Below are 15,647 nucleotides of genomic sequence, written 5' to 3' on the forward strand. Positions count from 1 at the left end.
TATGCCAATGCGCTGGTCGGCCAGCGTCCGTTCGAGATGGGCGAGAAGGCGATGGACACGCTGCTCGCCATCAAGAAGGGCGAGAAGGTGCCGGAGATCGTCTACACCGGCCTCGATCTCGTCACCAAGGACAACGTCGCGAAGATGTTGAAGTAGGAGCGCTGCCCAGCCCCGCGCTTCTGCATGCCTCTCCCGCTTGCGGTTTCCGCAAGCGGGAGAGATGATTTGGAATGGACGACGACTGCTGGAAGGCGATGGGAATGAAAAGGTCGCGGCTCGGCGCTCTCGATGTCACCTCGATCGGCCTCGGTTCAGCCCCGCTCGGCGGATTGTTCTCGCCCGTCAGCGATGCCGATGCGCAAGCGACGATTGAACGCGCCTGGTCGCTCGGTGTCCGATTCTTCGACACCGCCCCGCTTTACGGCTTCGGCCTCGCGGAGCGGCGGCTGGGCGCCTTCCTGCAGCAACAGAGGCGCGACTCCTACGCCATCTCGACCAAGGTCGGCCGCCTGCTGCGCGCACCGGACAATGCTGCGCCGGAGGACGAGCACTACAAGGGCACGCCGCGCGAGCGGCCGGTGTTCGATTTCAGCTATGACGGCGTGATGCGGTCGGTGGAGGAGAGCCTGCAGCGCCTCGGCCTCGACCGCGTCGACGTCCTGCTCGTGCATGATCCCGACGATCACTATGACGATGCCGTCACCGGCGCCTTCCGCGCGCTCCAGCGCCTGCGCGAGGACGGCACGGTGAAGGCGATCGGCGCCGGCATGAACCAGTCGGGGATGCTGGCTCGCTTCGCCGAGGCCGTGCCGGTCGACTGCTTCCTGCTCGCCGGCCGCTACACGCTGCTCGACCAGGGCGCACTGGATGCGCTGTTTCCGCTGTGCCAGGCCAGCAATATCGGCATCCTGCTCGGCGGCATCTACAACAGCGGCATCCTGGCCAATCCGCGGGCCAGCGCGAAATTCAACTATCAGGATGCTGATGCTGCGCTCGTGGCACGCGCGCTGGAGCTCGACGAACTTTGCCGCGGGCACGGCACCGAGCTGAAAGCCGCCGCGCTGCAATTCTGCATGGCCCATCCGGCGGTGACGGTCGCCGTGATGGGCGCGCGCAATGCCGCCGAGGTCGCCGACAACATCGCGATGTCCGAGAAGGCGGTGCCGCCGGCATTCTGGCAGGAGCTGCGGGCACGAAAGCTGGTCGATACGCGCGCGCCGCTTCCTGGCGGAGGTTGAGGCATGATCGTCGATGCACACCAGCATTTCTGGGATCCGGCGCGCGCCGATTATCCCTGGATGGAAGGGGACGAGCTGGCGCCGATCCGCCGTGCCTTCGGCCCGGCCGATCTCGCGCCGCTGCTACAGGCGAACGGCATCGAGGCCAGTATCGTGGTGCAATGTCGCTCCGCGCTGGAGGAGACCGAGGAGTTTCTGCGTATCGCGGCCGCAACGCCCTCGGTGGTCGGCGTGGTCGGCTGGGCCGATCTCACCGATGCGGCGCTCGGCGAGACGCTCGACCGGCTGCGCGCTCTGCCTGGTGGCGACAAGCTGGTCGGCATCCGCCACCAGGTCCACGACGAGCTCGATGCGGATTGGCTGCTGCGCGAGGACGTCCAGCGCGGACTCACGGCCGTGTTCGCCCACGATCTCGCTTACGATTTCCTTGTCCGCAGCCGCGAGCTGCCCGCGGCGGTCGCAACCGCGCAGGCCTTTCCGCACGCGCGTTTCGTGCTGGATCACGCCGCCAAGCCGCCGATTGCCGCCGGCGGGAGCGCGGAATGGACCGAGCGCATCGCAGCGCTGGCTGCCTGCGGCAATGTCTGGTGCAAGATCTCGGGATTGGCGACCGAGGCGGTCTGGGACGACTGGAATGCAGAACGGCTGTTTCCGTTCGTGGAGCACGCCGCGAAATGTTTCGGCGAAGACCGGCTGATCTTCGGATCGGATTGGCCCGTATGCCTGCTCGCGGGAAGCTACGGCGAGATCAAGACCGCGCTGGAGACCTGCCTGGCGAGGCTCGGCCCGCGCGTGCGGGGCAAGGCTTTCGGCGTGAATGCCAAGGCTGTGTATCGCTTGGGTTAATCTGCAGTGGATGTGCGCTCTTACCCTCTCCCCTTGTGGGAGAGGGTGGCTCGCCGCGAAGCGGCGAGACGGGTGAGGGGTCTCTCTCCGCGAGCTCGCGTGTGGATAGATACCCCTCATCCGGCGCTTCGCGCCACCTTCTCCCACAAGGGGAGAAGTAAAAGGCGACGGGGCCCGCCTCGCTACTCCGACATCGGCTTGTCGGAGATGTCCCAGTCTTTCCCGGTGAAGGTGGAGATGAACAGCGTCTTCATCGGTGTGTAGTCCTCGGGCGTGTAGCTGTAGGTGACGCCATCGAGGAAATACGGCGAGTGGAAACCTTGCAGGTTCGATGCCTGCTTCAGCACGTTGGCGCGGGTGAGCTCGTTGCCGCAGCGGCGCAGGATCTCGGCCATGGTGGCGGCCTGCCCATAGCCGGCGAAGGCGATGGTGTTGTCGGGATCGATCGCCGGCGTGTACTTCTTGCGCAGCTCCTCGAACGCCATCACGTCCGGGTCCTTCTCCCATTTGGGCAGGCCGACCTCCTTGTTGTAGCGGATCGCGACGATGCCGGTGGCGTTCTCGAGCCCCGCGGCATTGAGGATCGAGCGGCCCGTGGAGCCGGCGGACAGGAGGTGCAGCGGCTTCCAGCCGAGCTCGGCCACTTTCCGGATCGACTGCGACGAGGCCTTGCCGGTCGAGATGTTGTAGAAGACGTCGGCTCCGGACTTGGAGAGATTGATGAGCTGGGAATCGACGGTCGGCTCGGTGAGATCGTAGGTCTGCTCCATGATCACTTGCGCGGTGCCGCCGGCGTCAGCCAGCACCTTCTTGAAGGGACCGAGGAAGTCGCGGCCGAAATCGTCGTTCTGGTAGAGGATGCCGATCTTCGCGTTCGGCTTCACGCTGACGACGTGGCGCGCGAGGATGCGCGCCTCGGTCGGATAGAGCGGCAGGCCCGCCATCGTCCACTTGAACTCTTTCGGATTATTCCACTTCGACGCGCCGGTGTTGAGCAGGAGCTGCGGCACGCCCTTGGAGTTCAGGTATTTGTGCACGGCGGTCTGCGGTGCGGTGCCGAGCGAGCCGTACAGCGCGAGCACTTCTTCCTGCTCGACTAGGCGCCGCGTCGCCTCGACGCATTTCGGCGCGCTGTAGGCGTCGTCCATGGTGAGGAACTTGACCTTGCGCCCGTTGATGCCGCCCTTCTCGTTCAGCATCTGGAAATAGGCTTCGCCGACGCGGCCGAGCACGCCGTAGAGCGAGCCGGGGCCGGAATGCGGCACGGTTTGACCGATCTTGATCTCGGTGTCGCTGGCACCCGCATCGTATTTCTTCTCCGCGGCCCAGACGTAGGGCGCGGGCAATGTCGATGCGGCGATGGTGGCGAGCGCGCCGGCGCTGAAATCGCGCCGCGATGGATTCTTGGTCATTGTTGTTTTCTCCCTGATGCGCGCATTGTGCTGACATCGCAGCTCGGCTCGCAAGTGGGAAGTCGCAGCTTTGCGACGCAATGACGCTCAAATCGCCAGGCGTTAGCGCCTAGACTCAAGTTTTCTCGGCGACGACGACGAGGCCACGCACCGGCTCGTTGTTCTCGTTGCGTGGCGAGGCCGGCTCCAGAGTCAGCAGCTTCATCCCCGCCTTCGCGATGGCGCTGCGCACATATTCCGCGGAATGGGCATAACGCAGGCCATCGCCGAGCACGATGCCGTCGCCCGCATGCGTCTCCACCGTGAAGGCGAGCACGCCGCCTGAGACGAGCACGCGCCTTACTTCGCTCAGCACCGGCGCGAGATCGGAGAGATAGACGAACGCATCCGCGGCCACGACGAGGTTCGCGCTCGCGTCGGCCTTGCCGCGCAGGCCCTCGATCATGTCGGCGACTTCGAGTTCGGCATAGAGGTTCGTCGCCCGCGCCTCCTTGATCATGCCGGATGACAAATCGATGCCGGTGAAATGGTCGACCTGCTTGGCGAAGGCAGCGGCCGCGAGCCCGGTGCCGCAGCCGAGATCGATGGCGCGCTTGAAGTAGGCGGGCTTCTTGGCGGCGACGCGCGCCGCCAGCACCGCCTTGAAGATCAGCGTCGGGGCACGATAGCCGAGATCGTTGATCAGCGCGTGCTCGAACCGCGGCGCGTATTGATCGAACAAGGCCTGCACGTAGGCCTTGGGCATCTCCGCCATCTCGGTATCGCCGAGCCGCATCAGGTGCAGGCCGGCGCCGTGCTGATCCCCGGGGTCGCATCGCCGCGCTTCACGAAAGGCCGCGATGGCCTTGTCGCGCTCGCCGAGCTGCTGACGAATCTCGCCGAGCGTGAACCAGGCCGAGGTGAAATCAGGTGCAAGCTCGATCGCCTGCTCCAGGAGGTCGGCCGCGGCGGGAAGGTCGCCCTTGAGCTGGAGATCACGCGCGAACTCGAAACGGCGGTCGGCCATGAGATCGCCGGAGGTCAGGAACAGGCGGAGCGGCATTGAGGAACCAGGAAACGAAACGGGTAAGTGACTCGAAGATGTGATGGCTCGACTTATATAACAGGCATGCGTCCGCAAGACATCCTGCTGCCAAATGCTGCCGGCCTGTGCTGCAAGCCCGGCGGCTTCCATATCGACCCCGTCCGCCCCGTGGAGCGGGCCGTGATCACCCACGGCCATTCCGACCATGCCCGTGCGGGCCATGGCGCGGTGCTGGCGACGCAGGAAACGCTGGACATGATGCGGCTGCGTTACGGCGAGAACTTCGCCGGTTCGACCCAGGCCATCCGCTATGGCGAGGAGATCCGGCTCGGCGACGTCAAGATCAAGTTTCACCCGGCCGGCCACGTGCTGGGCTCCGCGCAGATCGCCGTCTCGTGCAAGGACACGTGCATCGTCGCCTCCGGCGACTACAAGGACGCGCCGGACCCGACCTGCGCGCCGTTCGAGCTGGTGCCCTGCGATGTCTTCATCACCGAGGCGACGTTCGGCCTGCCGGTCTTCAGGCATGGCGATGCGAGCGACGAGGTCAAGAAGCTGCTGGCTTCGGTCGCGCTGTTTCCGGAGCGCGCGCATCTCGTCGGCGCCTACTCGCTCGGCAAGGCGCAGCGCGTGATCAAGCTGCTGCGTCTGGCCGGCTATGACGCGCCGATCTACCTGCATGGCGCGATGGAGACGATTACGCATTACTATCAGAGCCGCGGGATCGACCTCGGCGAGCTCAAACCAGTGAAGGGCATGAAGAAGGCGGCGCTCGCCGGCACCATCACGCTGGCACCGCCCTCGGCCACCTCCGATCTCTGGACGCGGCGCTTTCCCGATCCCGTCACCGCCTTCGCCTCGGGCTGGATGCGCGTGCGCGCCCGGGCGCGGCAGCGCGGCGTCGAGCTGCCGCTGGTGATCTCCGACCACGCCGATTGGGACGGCCTCACCGCGACCATCGCGGCGACCGGCGCCGGAGAGATCTGGGTCACCCACGGCCAGGAAGATGCGCTGGTGCATTGGTGCCGGAGCAAAGGCCTGAAGGCACGGCCGCTCGACCTCGTAGGCTATGGCGACGAGGAGGAGAGCGAGACGCCGATTCAAGCCGAGGCCGAAGCATGAACCGCTTCGCCGAGCTGCTCGACCGCCTCGCCTATGAGCCCGGCCGCAACAACAAGCTGCGGCTGATCACCGGTTATTTCCGCGAGGTTGGCGACCCCGACCGCGGCTATGCGCTGGCTGCGCTGACCGGCGCACTCAGCTTCAAGCACGCCAAGCCCGCGCTGATCCGCGACCTCATCGCAGCACGCACGGACGAGGTGCTGTTCGGGCTGAGCTACGACTATGTCGGCGATCTCTCCGAGACGGTGGCGCTGATGTGGCCGAAGGCCGCGCTCGCCGCCCACAACAACCCGCCGCCACCGAGCCTCACCGAGGTCGTTACCACGCTGCGCACGCTGGGCAAGACCGAGCTGCCCAAGCAGCTCGAGCGCTGGCTCGACGAGTTAGATGAGACCGGGCGCTGGGCGCTGCTGAAGCTCGTCACCGGGAGCTTGCGCATCGGCATCTCCGCGCGCCTTGCCAAGACTGCGGCCGCAGCGCTCGGCGACAAGGACCCGCACGAGATCGAGCTGATCTGGCCGGGGCTCGTCCCGCCCTATCTCGACCTGTTCGCCTGGCTGGAAGGCCGCGGCGACAAGCCCGTCAACCGCGATCCCGCGCCGTTCCGCCCGGTGATGCTGGCGCATGCGATCGAGGACAACGATTTCGCCGCGCTCGATCCCGCCGACTACATCGCCGAATGGAAATGGGACGGCATCCGCGTGCAGGCGGTGGCGGGGCGCGACGAGCGCGGCCATATCACCGCGCGGCTCTATTCGCGCACCGGCGAGGACATCACGGGAAGCTTTCCGGATCTCGTGCCGTCGCTGCGCCTGCCGGGCGCGATCGACGGCGAGCTCCTGATCCTGCGCGAAGGCCGCGTCCAGAGCTTCAACGTGTTGCAGCAGCGCCTCAACCGCAAGGTCGTCTCGCCGAAGCTGATCAAGGAGTTTCCGATTCACTTGCGTGCCTACGATCTGCTCGGCGACGACGAGAACGATCTGCGCGAGCTGCCTTTTGCCGAGCGGCGCGAGCGGCTGGAGCGATTCATCGCAAAGCTCGACGATCCCCGCATCGATCTCTCGCCCACCGTGCCTTTTGATAGCTGGCAGGCGCTGACCGCCGCACGCGCCGACCCCGCCAGCGCCGGCGCCGGCGAGGATGCGGACGCCGTCGAAGGCGTCATGCTGAAGCGGCGCGATGCGCCCTACTTGCCGGGGCGGCCGAAGGGGCAATGGTGGAAGTGGAAGCGCGACCCGCACATCATCGACGCCGTCCTGATGTATGCGCAGCGCGGCCACGGCAAGCGCTCGTCCTATTATTCCGACTACACCTTCGGCGTCTGGACCGAGACCGAGAATGGCGAGGAGCTGGTGCCGGTCGGGAAAGCCTATTTCGGCTTCACCGACGAGGAGCTCTTGCAGATCGACCGCTTCGTCCGCCGCAACACCACGGAAAAGTTCGGCCCCGTGCGTCATGTCGTGCATGAGGGCGACAAGGGGCTGGTGCTGGAGGTCGCTTTCGAAGGATTGCAGCGCTCGCCCAGGCACAAATCCGGCGTCGCCATGCGTTTCCCCCGCATCAGCCGCCTGCGCTGGGACAAGCCGCCGCGAGAGGCCGACCGGCTGGAGACGCTGGAGAAGATGCTGAAGGCCGAGGCGGCGGAGATCGAGGTGTGAACTGTTGCCACGAGGACGGTGCGCTCCCTCTTCCGCCCGAATTAAACTCCCGTAACCCGATTGACGGCCCCTTGCGGGTTCCCCATGTCCCCCGCCGTGCCTATAATGGGGTCGAATCCCCGCGAGGAGTTTGCGATGGTCCAAGACGTCAGAGATTTGCCGGCCGGCCGCAGCGACGGCCTGCACCGCTTTCTCGGCGGCTCGCCGCTGGCGGTCGCGTTCCGCCTGGTGCTGCTCTCGATCCTGGTCGGCGTGGTGCTGGCGACGATCGGCTTCGACCCCTGGAACATCATCCACAGCATCCGCCTGTTGTTCCAGCGGCTGTGGGACCTCGGCTTCGATGCGGTGAACTGGCTGTGGCGCTACTTCCTGCTTGGTGCGGTCATCGTGATTCCGATCTGGCTGCTGTCGCGCGTGTTCGGCGCGCCGCGCGGCCGGTGAGGATTTTTATCGAGGGAGTGCGCGGCCGATGCAATTGCGGTTCGTCGGCTGCGGTGATGCCTTCGGCTCCGGCGGCAGGCTCAACACCTGCTTCCACGTCTCGGGGCGAAAAGCGAACTTCCTGATCGACTGCGGTGCGTCGGCGCTGCCGGCGCTGAAGCGGCTCGAGATCGATCGGGGCGACATCGACCTGATCCTGATCACGCATTTCCATGGCGACCATTTTGCCGGTCTGCCGTTCTTTCTGCTCGACGCGCAATTCTCGCGGCGAACGCGGCCGCTGACGATCGCGGGCCCGCAAGGCATCGAGAGGCGGCTGCGCGAGGTGATGGAGGCGCTGTTCGAGCATTCCTCGAACACCAAGCCGCGCTTCGAGCTGAACGTGGTCGAGCTCGCGCCCGGGCAAAGCCAAAGCTTCGGCGCGGTGAATGTGACGCCCTATCCGGTCGTGCACGGCGAATCAGGCGGACCGTTCCTGGCCTATCGCATCGCGGCCGAGGGCCGCACGCTCGCCTACACCGCCGATACCGAATGGACGGAGACGCTCATTCCGCTGGCGCATGGCGCGGACCTTTTCATCGCCGAAGCCTATATGTACGAGAAGGTGGTCAAGAATCACCTCAGCCTGAAGACCTTGGAACAGCATCTGCCCGACATCGGCGCCAAGCGGCTCGTCCTCACCCATATGAGTGACGACATGCTGTCGCGCCTGGGCGAGGTCGAGCACCTCGCCGCCGAAGACGGCATGGTGCTCGTGTTCTGAAAGATGCACGCACCCGTCCATCACCGCGTCGGTAGCCGGCAGGTCTTCGCCATTGCAGGTCCCGCGATGGTCGCGAACCTCACCACGCCGCTGATCGGCGTGGTCTCGACCACCGCGATCGGGCGGCTCGACGATGCCGCGCTGCTCGGCGGCGTCGCGATGGCCTCCGTCATCTTCGACTGCCTGTTCTGGTTGTTCGGCTTCCTGCGCATGAGCACGCTCGCCTTCACCGCGCAGGCGCTCGGCGCGGGCGAGAGGCGCGAGCAGACCGTGATCCTGGTGCGCGGTTTCATCGTCGCCGGCCTGATCGGTGCGGCGCTGATCGTGCTGCAGCTGCCGCTGGCAGGCGCACTGTTCGACCTGATGGGCGGCAGCGAGGGCGTGACGCAGGCCGCAAAGACCTATTTCATGATCAGGATCTGGTCCTCGCCCTTCGCCTTCGCCAATTACGTCATCCTCGGCTGGCTGGTGGGGCAGGCCCGCGCCAATCCGGCCCTTGCGCTCCAGGTCGTCATCAACCTCATCAACATGGTGGCGACGATCCTGCTGGTGCTGGTCTACGACACCGGCATTGCCGGCGCGGCGATCGCCGCGCTTCTGTCCGAGACGATCGGCTTCATGCTCGGCGTGATCGTGTGCAGGCGCCATGCACTCGGCGGTTTTGCCATACCTCGCGCAACGCTGTTCGATCGCGACAAGCTGATGCGGCTCCTGGCGGTGAATACCGACATCCTGATCCGCACCGCGGCGCTGATCGCCGTGTTCCTGTTCTTCACCGCCAAGGGCGCGCGGGCCGGCGACGTCACGCTGGCCGCGAACTCCGTGCTCAACAATTTCCTCCTGGTCAGCGCCTTCTTCCTCGACGGCCTTGCCAATGCGGCCCAGCAGCTCTGCGGCCGCGCCTTTGGCGGCCGCGACGCCAAGGGATTTGCGGATTCGACCAGGCTGGTGCTGCTCTGGGGGCTCGGCTTCGCAATTGTCGTCGCCGTGCTGTTCGCAGCCTTCGGCCCTGCTATCATCAACGTCATGACGGCGAGCGAGGACGTCCGCCGCGCCGCGCGCGAGTTCCTGCCCTTCATCGTGCTGGCGCCGCTCCCCGGCGTGTTCGCCTTCGGTTTCGACGGCATCTATGTCGGCGCGACCTGGGCGCGGGAGATGCGCAATCTGATGCTGCTCTCGCTCGCGATCTTCTTCGCCGCCTGGCTGGCGCTGCAATCGTTCGGCAATACCGGCCTGTGGAGTGCGCTGATCGCGTTCTACGTCGCGCGCGGCGGCTTGCAGGGCGCGAGGTATCCGGCGCTGTATCGCGCGACGTTCGTGAAGCCGTAGAAGAACCGTAGCCCGGATGGGGCGCAGCGTAATCCGGGGGCTTTGTCCATGCCGATAGCTTCCCGGATTGCGCTGCGCTCCATCCGGGCTACGAAGTCTGCGCAGGCGGGGAGAGGCGAAGAGCTACATCCCCGGCCAGTCTTCCGCCGTCAGCGTCGCCGCATCGGCGCCGACGATCTCCGACAGCGAATCCCGCCCTGTCCGCAGCAATGTCGAGGTCAGGTCGCGCTTGATCTCGTCGACGAGGCCGAGGCCCTTGTAGACCAGCGAGGAATAGAGCTGGATCAAACTGGCTCCGGCGCGGATCTTGGTCAGCGCGGCGCCGCCCGAATCCACGCCGCCGACGCCGATCAGCGGGAATGCGCCCTCGACGCGCACATAGGTTTCCGCGACCATGCGCGTCGACAGGCGGAACAGCGGCCGGCCGGACAGGCCGCCTTGCTCCTTCGCCCGCGTCTCTTCACGCAACGTGCTCGGCCGCGCGACCGTGGTGTTCGACACGATCATGCCGTCGACCCGGCGCGAGCGCGCGACCTGCACGACGTCGTCGAGCTGGGCGAGGCTCAAATCCGGCGCGATCTTGAGCAGCACCGGCGTGTCGCCGGCCTTCTGCCTGACACGCTCGCGGGCCTCGATCACGCGCGCGAGCAGATCGTCGAGCAGCGCGCCTTCCTGAAGGTTGCGCAGGCCCGGCGTGTTCGGCGAGGAGACGTTGACGGTGAAATAGCTCGCCACCGGCGCGAAGGTCTCGATCAGCTTGACGTAGTCGCCGACGCGGTCCGGCGAATCCTTGTTGGCGCCGACATTGACGCCGACGATGCCGCCGTGCTGCGCGCGCGCGGCAAGCCGGCGCAGAGCCGCCTCCGCGCCGTCATTGTTGAAGCCCATGCGGTTGATGATCGCCTCGTCGCGCTCGAGACGGAAGAGCCGCGGCCGCGGATTGCCGGCTTGCGGCTTCGGCGTCACCGAGCCGATCTCGACGAAACCGAAGCCGAGCCGCAGCAGCGCGTCCGGCACCTCGGCGCTCTTGTCGAAGCCCGCGGCCATGCCGATCGGATTGGGAAAGTTCAGCCCGAAGGCGCGCACCGCGAGCTTGGGATCATCGGCGCGCGGCTTGACCGGCGGCAGGAAGCGCAGGCCCTGGATCGCGAGGCGATGCGCGTCCTCGGGATCGAGCCAGCGCAGCACCGGCAGCGAAAAGGCGTCGAACGCGCGGATCACGGCAACAGCTCCGGAACATCGTGACTGCCGTCAGAGCGCATGTTGAGGTTCATCACCGCCAGGACCGCGCCGAGATCGAGCTCGCCATAGAGATGCGGGAAGAGCTCGTCATTGCGCGAGCGTTCCCAGCGCAACTCGCTGCCGAGCGCGTCGCCGTCGACCTCGACCAGGAACAGCGCGCGCTGCCCGAAATAGTGCTTGCGCAGGGTCGCGGGAACCTGGGCCGCGGTCGAGAAATGGATGAACCCGTCGCGCGCGTCATCTGCGCTGCCCCGGTAGACACCCTGCCGTTCCGCCTCGCGCCAGGCCGAGGCCGGACAGATTTTGTAGATCTTGACCACCGCTACCGCAGCCTTGTTTGTTCTTTGAGTCTCTTGGGTTTTTTTCGCTTTTCGCGGGTCCTCGAAACCCCGGGCGCGACCGTAAAGGCCGCCCCTTCCGAACTCAAGGCTTAGAGCCTTTTCCGCGCCGATGAAATCGGCTCGGGGCTCCAGATTCCCGTTTTGCGCGCTTTCCTGACGCGAACGGCTACCCGTTTCGTTTGCGAACGCCGCCTCGGTCGCCTCTTGCGCGAAAAACGGAAAACCGGTTGATTTGAGGACAGTTTTCCTGAGTTGCGACGGGCTGGGCCTTCCATGGTCAGACAGGCCAAAGCGCAGAGGATGCTGACTCACGACCAGATCTGGGCCGCGCTGGACCGGCTGGCGGCGCGCGCCGGATTGTCGCCGTCCGGCCTTGCCAAGCGTGCCGGGCTCGACCCTACCACCTTCAACAGGTCCAAGCGCGTCACCGCCGACGGCCGCGAGCGCTGGCCCTCGACCGAATCGATCGCAAAAGCGCTGGCGGCGGCCGACGCCTCGATCGACAGCTTTGCGAAGCTGATTGATGACGACGGTGGAAGCGGCCGCGGCTCGGTGCCGCTGCTCGGCTTTGCACAGGCCGGAATGAGCGGCGCCTTCGATGAGGCCGGTCTTCCAACCGGCAGGGGCTGGACCGAGATCGCGCTTCCGATCGGAGAGGACGGTCAAGTCTTTGCGCTGGAGATTTCCGGCGCTGCGCTACTGCCTGCCTATCGCGACGGTGACATCATCCTGGTCTCGCCTGCGGCGCCGATCCGCAAGGGTGATCGCGTGGTGGTCAAGATCAAGACGGACGAGATCACGATTGCGACCCTGAAGCGCCGCACGGCAAAGACCCTGGACTTGGCGCCCCTCGATGCGTCACAGGAGGCGCGAACGGTCGCGGCGAGCGATGTCGCCTGGGTTGCGCGGATCCTCTGGGCGAGCCAGTGATGGCGCCGCTCACGCACTCCTCGCCAGGGCGCCGTCGATCATGTTGACCGCGTTCTGCACGCCGTAGACCGCGACGAAGGAGCCGAAGCGCGGGCCCTTCTCCTGGCCGAGCAGGACCTGGTAGAGCATGTTGAACCAGTCCAGCGTCACGCCGGGGCGGCCGTCCTTGCCCTTCTTGACCTGGTCGAGGAACGGCTCGCGGCGGCCGATCTCGTAGACGACGTTCTGGATGTCCTCGGCGGATGCGTCCTGCGCAAGCTGCGACAGCGCATCGCGCAAATCCTGCAGCGCGGCGCGCTCGCTGTCCGTGGGTACGCGGAACTGCTTCGTCGGCGCGACGAAGTCGCGATAATAGTTGATGGCATAGCCCACCATCGCATCCAGCTTCGGATGGGTCTGCGGGCTCACGCCGGGCCGGTAGCGGCCGATGAAGCCCCACAGCGTCTCGGCGTTCTCCGCGTTCGACGACGACACCAGCGTCAGGAGCAGCTGGAAGGTGACGGGCATGTCGCCCGTCGGCGGCTTGCCGTTGTGGATGTGCCAGACCGGATTGCCGAGCTGCTGCTTGCCGTCCTGCTTCGGAAAGCCGTCGAGGAATTGCTGGTAGTCGTCGACATTGCGCGGGATGACGTCGAAATACAGCCGCTTGGCCGCCTTCGGCTCGCGGTACATGAACAGCGAGAGCGATTCCGGCGAGGCGTAGCGCAGCCATTCGTCGATGGTCAGGCCGTTGCCCTTCGACTTCGAGATCTTCTGGCCCTTCTCGTCGAGGAAGAGCTCGTAGTTGAAACCTTCGGGCGGCGTGCTGCCGAGCGCTCTGGCGATCGCGCCGGACAGCTTCACGGAATCGATCAGGTCCTTGCCCGCCATCTCGTAGTCGACGCCGAGCGCGACCCAGCGCATCGCCCAGTCGGCCTTCCACTGGCACTTGACGTTGCCGCCGGTGACGGGCGTTTCAACTTCCTGGTTGGTATCGGGATCGACGTAGGTCACCGTGCCCGCCGCGACGTCGCGGCGGATCATCGGCACCTGCAGCACGACGCCCGTGGTCTTGCTGATGGGCAGGAACGGCGAATAGGTCGCGCGGCGATCCGGGCCCAGCGTCGGCAGGATGATCGCCATGATCTTGTCGTAGGCGGCGAGCATCTTCAGCAGCGTCGCGTCGAAGCGGCCCGACGTGTAGTAGTCGGTCGAGCTCGCGAACTCGTAGTCGAAGCCGAAATGATCCAGAAACGCGCGCAAGCGCGCGTTATTGTGCGCGCCGAACGACGGATATTCGTTCGAAAACGGATCCGGCACCCGCGTCAGCGGCTTGCCGATATGAGCGGCCAGCATCTCCTTGTTCGGAACGTTGTCGGGCACCTTGCGGAAGCCGTCCATGTCGTCGGAGAACGCCAAAAGGCGCGTCTTGACCTTGTCCTCGGTGAGCACGCGGAAGGCGTGGCGCACCATCGAGGTGCGCGCCACCTCGCCGAACGTGCCGATATGCGGCAAGCCAGACGGACCATAGCCGGTCTCGAACAGCACCTCGTCCTTCGGGCTTTTCTTCAGCCGCGCGACAATGGCCTTCGCCTGCTCGAACGGCCAGGCGTTGGATTGTTCGGCGAGCGCACGCAACTCGCTCGGGTTTGCGGCTAGATCAATAACGGACATCAGGGGCCTCCGGGCCGCGGAAAATAGCGATTTCCCGGCAGAATGCAAAAGCTGCGAGCTGATTCCCCCAGCCGTCTCCCGCTGGCGCAGGGGCTAGCGCATTTGGGAGTTTTCCCCTGCGGCCATCCTTCGAGACGCCCGCTTTGGGCGGGCTCCTCAGGATGAGGGCGGAGTGCGCGGCAGCAGGTTCAACGAGCACTGATGCCGATTAGCCTCATCCTGAGGAGGCGCGTCAGCGCCGTCTCGAAGGACGAGGCGTGCGCGCAGCCGCCGCCACAGGTCATATGCGCTAGCCCAGCGCTTGCGGAGAGGGTTGGGGGTGTCTCAGCGTCGGATCGAATGCGATCCGGCTCAATGCGCCGCTGAGGCCGAGCGTTTCGTCGCCACTTGCTTGGGAGCCGGCTTCGCGCTGGCTTGCGGTGCGCTGTCCCAGCCGCCGTTCGGGGTCGCAACGTTGACGGCATCGTCGGGCTGCGGCTCGGCGCTGAAGGTCTGGATCGCGAGCTTGGCGGCCGCCAGCGATTGCGGGTCGAGGCGCTTGGCGACGTCGTCGCGCTTGCCGGCGGCATCCGCATCGCCCTGGGCAGCTGCCAGGTTGAACCATTTGTAGGATTCGGCGAGGTTCTGCTCGACGCCGATGCCGCGGGCATAGAGGATGCCGAGGTTGAACTGGCTGTCGGCGACGCCGCGATCGGCCGCTTTCCGGAACCACTGCGCCGCGCTCTTGTAATTGGCGCCGCGACCGCCGCCGTCGGCATCGAGCACGGCGAGATTGTGCATCGCCTTGGCGTTGCCGCGCTCGGCGGCCTGGGTGTAGTAGCGGCGCGCGATGTCGGCGTCCTTCTTCACCCCTAGGCCCTTTTCGTAGAGCGTGCCGAGGCGGAAGATTGCAGGGACGACCCCGGCCTGCGCCGCGCGGTCGTACCACTTCGCCGCTTCGTCGTAATTCGTGGCAACGCCTTTGCCTTCGGCAAAGCGCACGCCGATCTCGTAGGCCGCGGTCGCATCGCCCTTCATCGCGGCGCTGCGCAAGGCCGGGCCGCCGATGCCGTCAGGCAGCTTCTCGCTCGGCGGCACCTGGACGACGCCGAGCTTGGCGCGACTCGTGCCCGACAGCGCGCCGGTGACGTCGCTTGAGGCCGGCGGCATCGCCGCGGCAGGCGCTTGCGGGATTTCAACCGAGGCCGAGCCGCCGGAACCGGGAAGAGGCGCCGGCGCGGCATTGTTCTGCGATTGCCGTCCGATCGGTGTCGGCGATGTCATCGACGGGGTGACCTGCTCGGGCGCGGCTGGCTTGGTCTCGACCGGCGGCGGCGCCGGCTGCGGTGCCGGCTCGCTCGGGATGTTTTGCATCGCCTGCGGCGTCGGTGACGAGCTGCCGCTTTCGAGCAGGTTCATCGCCATCTTGAAGGTGCCGAGCACGATCACGACCACGCTCGCGCCGACCAGCAGCGAGCGGATCTTCGAGGTGATGGTCGAGCCGCCTTCCTGGCCCTTCTCCTTGGCGCGGGCGATCGCGGCCTTGGCGCCGCGGGCCGGCTTCTCGGGCGGCTGTGCGGCGGCAGCTTGCGCCGCGCGGCGGGCGGCGGCGATGAAGCTCGACGACGACACCGGCTCCTTCGGCGCGGCGGCAATTCCGCTGATCGCG

The 15,647-nt window shown here is 66.2% G+C and carries 14 protein-coding genes and 1 pseudogene; 9 read left to right on the forward strand and 6 right to left on the reverse strand.

What is annotated here, in order from left to right; genetic code table 11:
* The 3 genes and pseudogenes from XF30_RS06065 to XF30_RS06075 all read left to right on the forward strand — a co-directional run.
* Positions 1-156, forward strand: a pseudogene (locus XF30_RS06065) (sugar-binding protein); the annotation flags it as partial.
* A gap of 104 nt (positions 157-260) precedes the next feature.
* The gene (locus tag XF30_RS06070) at positions 261-1,238 is read left to right on the forward strand and encodes an aldo/keto reductase (RefSeq protein WP_109145593.1); all 978 of its coding nucleotides are present in this window, start codon (positions 261-263) and stop codon (positions 1,236-1,238) included.
* A 3-nt stretch (positions 1,239-1,241) separates the two neighbouring features.
* Positions 1,242-2,084: an amidohydrolase family protein gene (locus XF30_RS06075; protein ID WP_109142195.1), complete on the forward strand. Its 843-nt coding sequence runs from the start codon at positions 1,242-1,244 to the stop codon at positions 2,082-2,084.
* A gap of 182 nt (positions 2,085-2,266) precedes the next feature.
* Here XF30_RS06075 and XF30_RS06080 read toward each other — a convergent pair whose 3' ends face one another.
* Together XF30_RS06080 and XF30_RS06085 are read right to left on the reverse strand one after the other, a co-directional pair.
* Positions 2,267-3,496, reverse strand: a complete 1,230-nt coding sequence (locus XF30_RS06080) for an ABC transporter substrate-binding protein (RefSeq protein ID WP_109142196.1) — start codon at positions 3,494-3,496, stop codon at positions 2,267-2,269.
* A gap of 115 nt (positions 3,497-3,611) precedes the next feature.
* Positions 3,612-4,538 carry a class I SAM-dependent DNA methyltransferase gene (locus XF30_RS06085; RefSeq protein WP_109142197.1) on the reverse strand — a complete coding sequence of 309 codons (927 nt, stop codon included), beginning with the start codon at positions 4,536-4,538 and terminating at the stop codon, positions 3,612-3,614.
* A gap of 66 nt (positions 4,539-4,604) precedes the next feature.
* Between XF30_RS06085 and XF30_RS06090 the strand changes: the two genes are divergently transcribed.
* The 5 genes from XF30_RS06090 (at position 4,605) to XF30_RS06110 (ending at position 9,833) form a co-directional block, all read left to right on the forward strand.
* A complete protein-coding gene (locus XF30_RS06090; protein ID WP_109142198.1) occupies positions 4,605-5,642 on the forward strand; it encodes a ligase-associated DNA damage response exonuclease in 1,038 nt (345 codons plus the stop codon).
* Complete coding sequence (locus tag XF30_RS06095; RefSeq protein WP_109142199.1) at positions 5,639-7,300, forward strand: ATP-dependent DNA ligase; 1,662 nt, start codon at positions 5,639-5,641, stop codon at positions 7,298-7,300. Before XF30_RS06090 ends, XF30_RS06095 begins: the two co-directional genes overlap by 4 nt.
* Before the next feature lie 135 nt (positions 7,301-7,435).
* Entirely contained in the window at positions 7,436-7,741 is a 306-nt protein-coding gene (locus tag XF30_RS06100) for a DUF6460 domain-containing protein (protein ID WP_035996474.1), read from the forward strand.
* Between the two features lie 28 nt (positions 7,742-7,769).
* Positions 7,770-8,504 carry an MBL fold metallo-hydrolase gene (locus XF30_RS06105; RefSeq protein WP_109142200.1) on the forward strand — a complete coding sequence of 245 codons (735 nt, stop codon included), beginning with the start codon at positions 7,770-7,772 and terminating at the stop codon, positions 8,502-8,504.
* 3 nt (positions 8,505-8,507) lie between these two features.
* Positions 8,508-9,833: an MATE family efflux transporter gene (locus tag XF30_RS06110; RefSeq protein WP_109142201.1), complete on the forward strand. Its 1,326-nt coding sequence runs from the start codon at positions 8,508-8,510 to the stop codon at positions 9,831-9,833.
* Between the two features lie 123 nt (positions 9,834-9,956).
* Here the strand turns inward: XF30_RS06110 and XF30_RS06115 are convergent, their stop codons facing one another.
* On the reverse strand, positions 9,957-11,054 hold the full coding sequence (locus tag XF30_RS06115) for a quinone-dependent dihydroorotate dehydrogenase (RefSeq protein ID WP_035996478.1): 1,098 nt from the start codon (positions 11,052-11,054) through the stop codon (positions 9,957-9,959).
* Entirely contained in the window at positions 11,051-11,395 is a 345-nt protein-coding gene (locus XF30_RS06120; RefSeq protein WP_109142202.1) for a DUF952 domain-containing protein, read from the reverse strand. Before XF30_RS06120 ends, XF30_RS06115 begins: the two co-directional genes overlap by 4 nt.
* A 294-nt stretch (positions 11,396-11,689) precedes the next feature.
* Here XF30_RS06120 and XF30_RS06125 point away from each other — a divergent pair, with 294 nt between their 5' ends.
* Positions 11,690-12,346, forward strand: coding sequence for a S24 family peptidase (locus tag XF30_RS06125; RefSeq protein ID WP_081492859.1), 657 nt, complete (start codon positions 11,690-11,692; stop codon positions 12,344-12,346).
* A 9-nt stretch (positions 12,347-12,355) separates the two neighbouring features.
* On the opposite strand, the gene XF30_RS06130 is transcribed toward XF30_RS06125, so the two are convergent.
* Complete coding sequence (locus XF30_RS06130; protein ID WP_036020521.1) at positions 12,356-13,999, reverse strand: lysine--tRNA ligase; 1,644 nt, start codon at positions 13,997-13,999, stop codon at positions 12,356-12,358.
* A gap of 351 nt (positions 14,000-14,350) precedes the next feature.
* Positions 14,351-15,647: tetratricopeptide repeat protein (locus XF30_RS06135; protein ID WP_146207786.1), on the reverse strand; the 1,297-nt coding region annotated here is incomplete at its 5' end.

The sequence above is a fragment of the Bradyrhizobium sp. SUTN9-2 genome, from assembly GCF_003122645.1.
GTDB classification, from domain to species: Bacteria; Pseudomonadota; Alphaproteobacteria; order Rhizobiales; family Xanthobacteraceae; genus Bradyrhizobium; species Bradyrhizobium yuanmingense.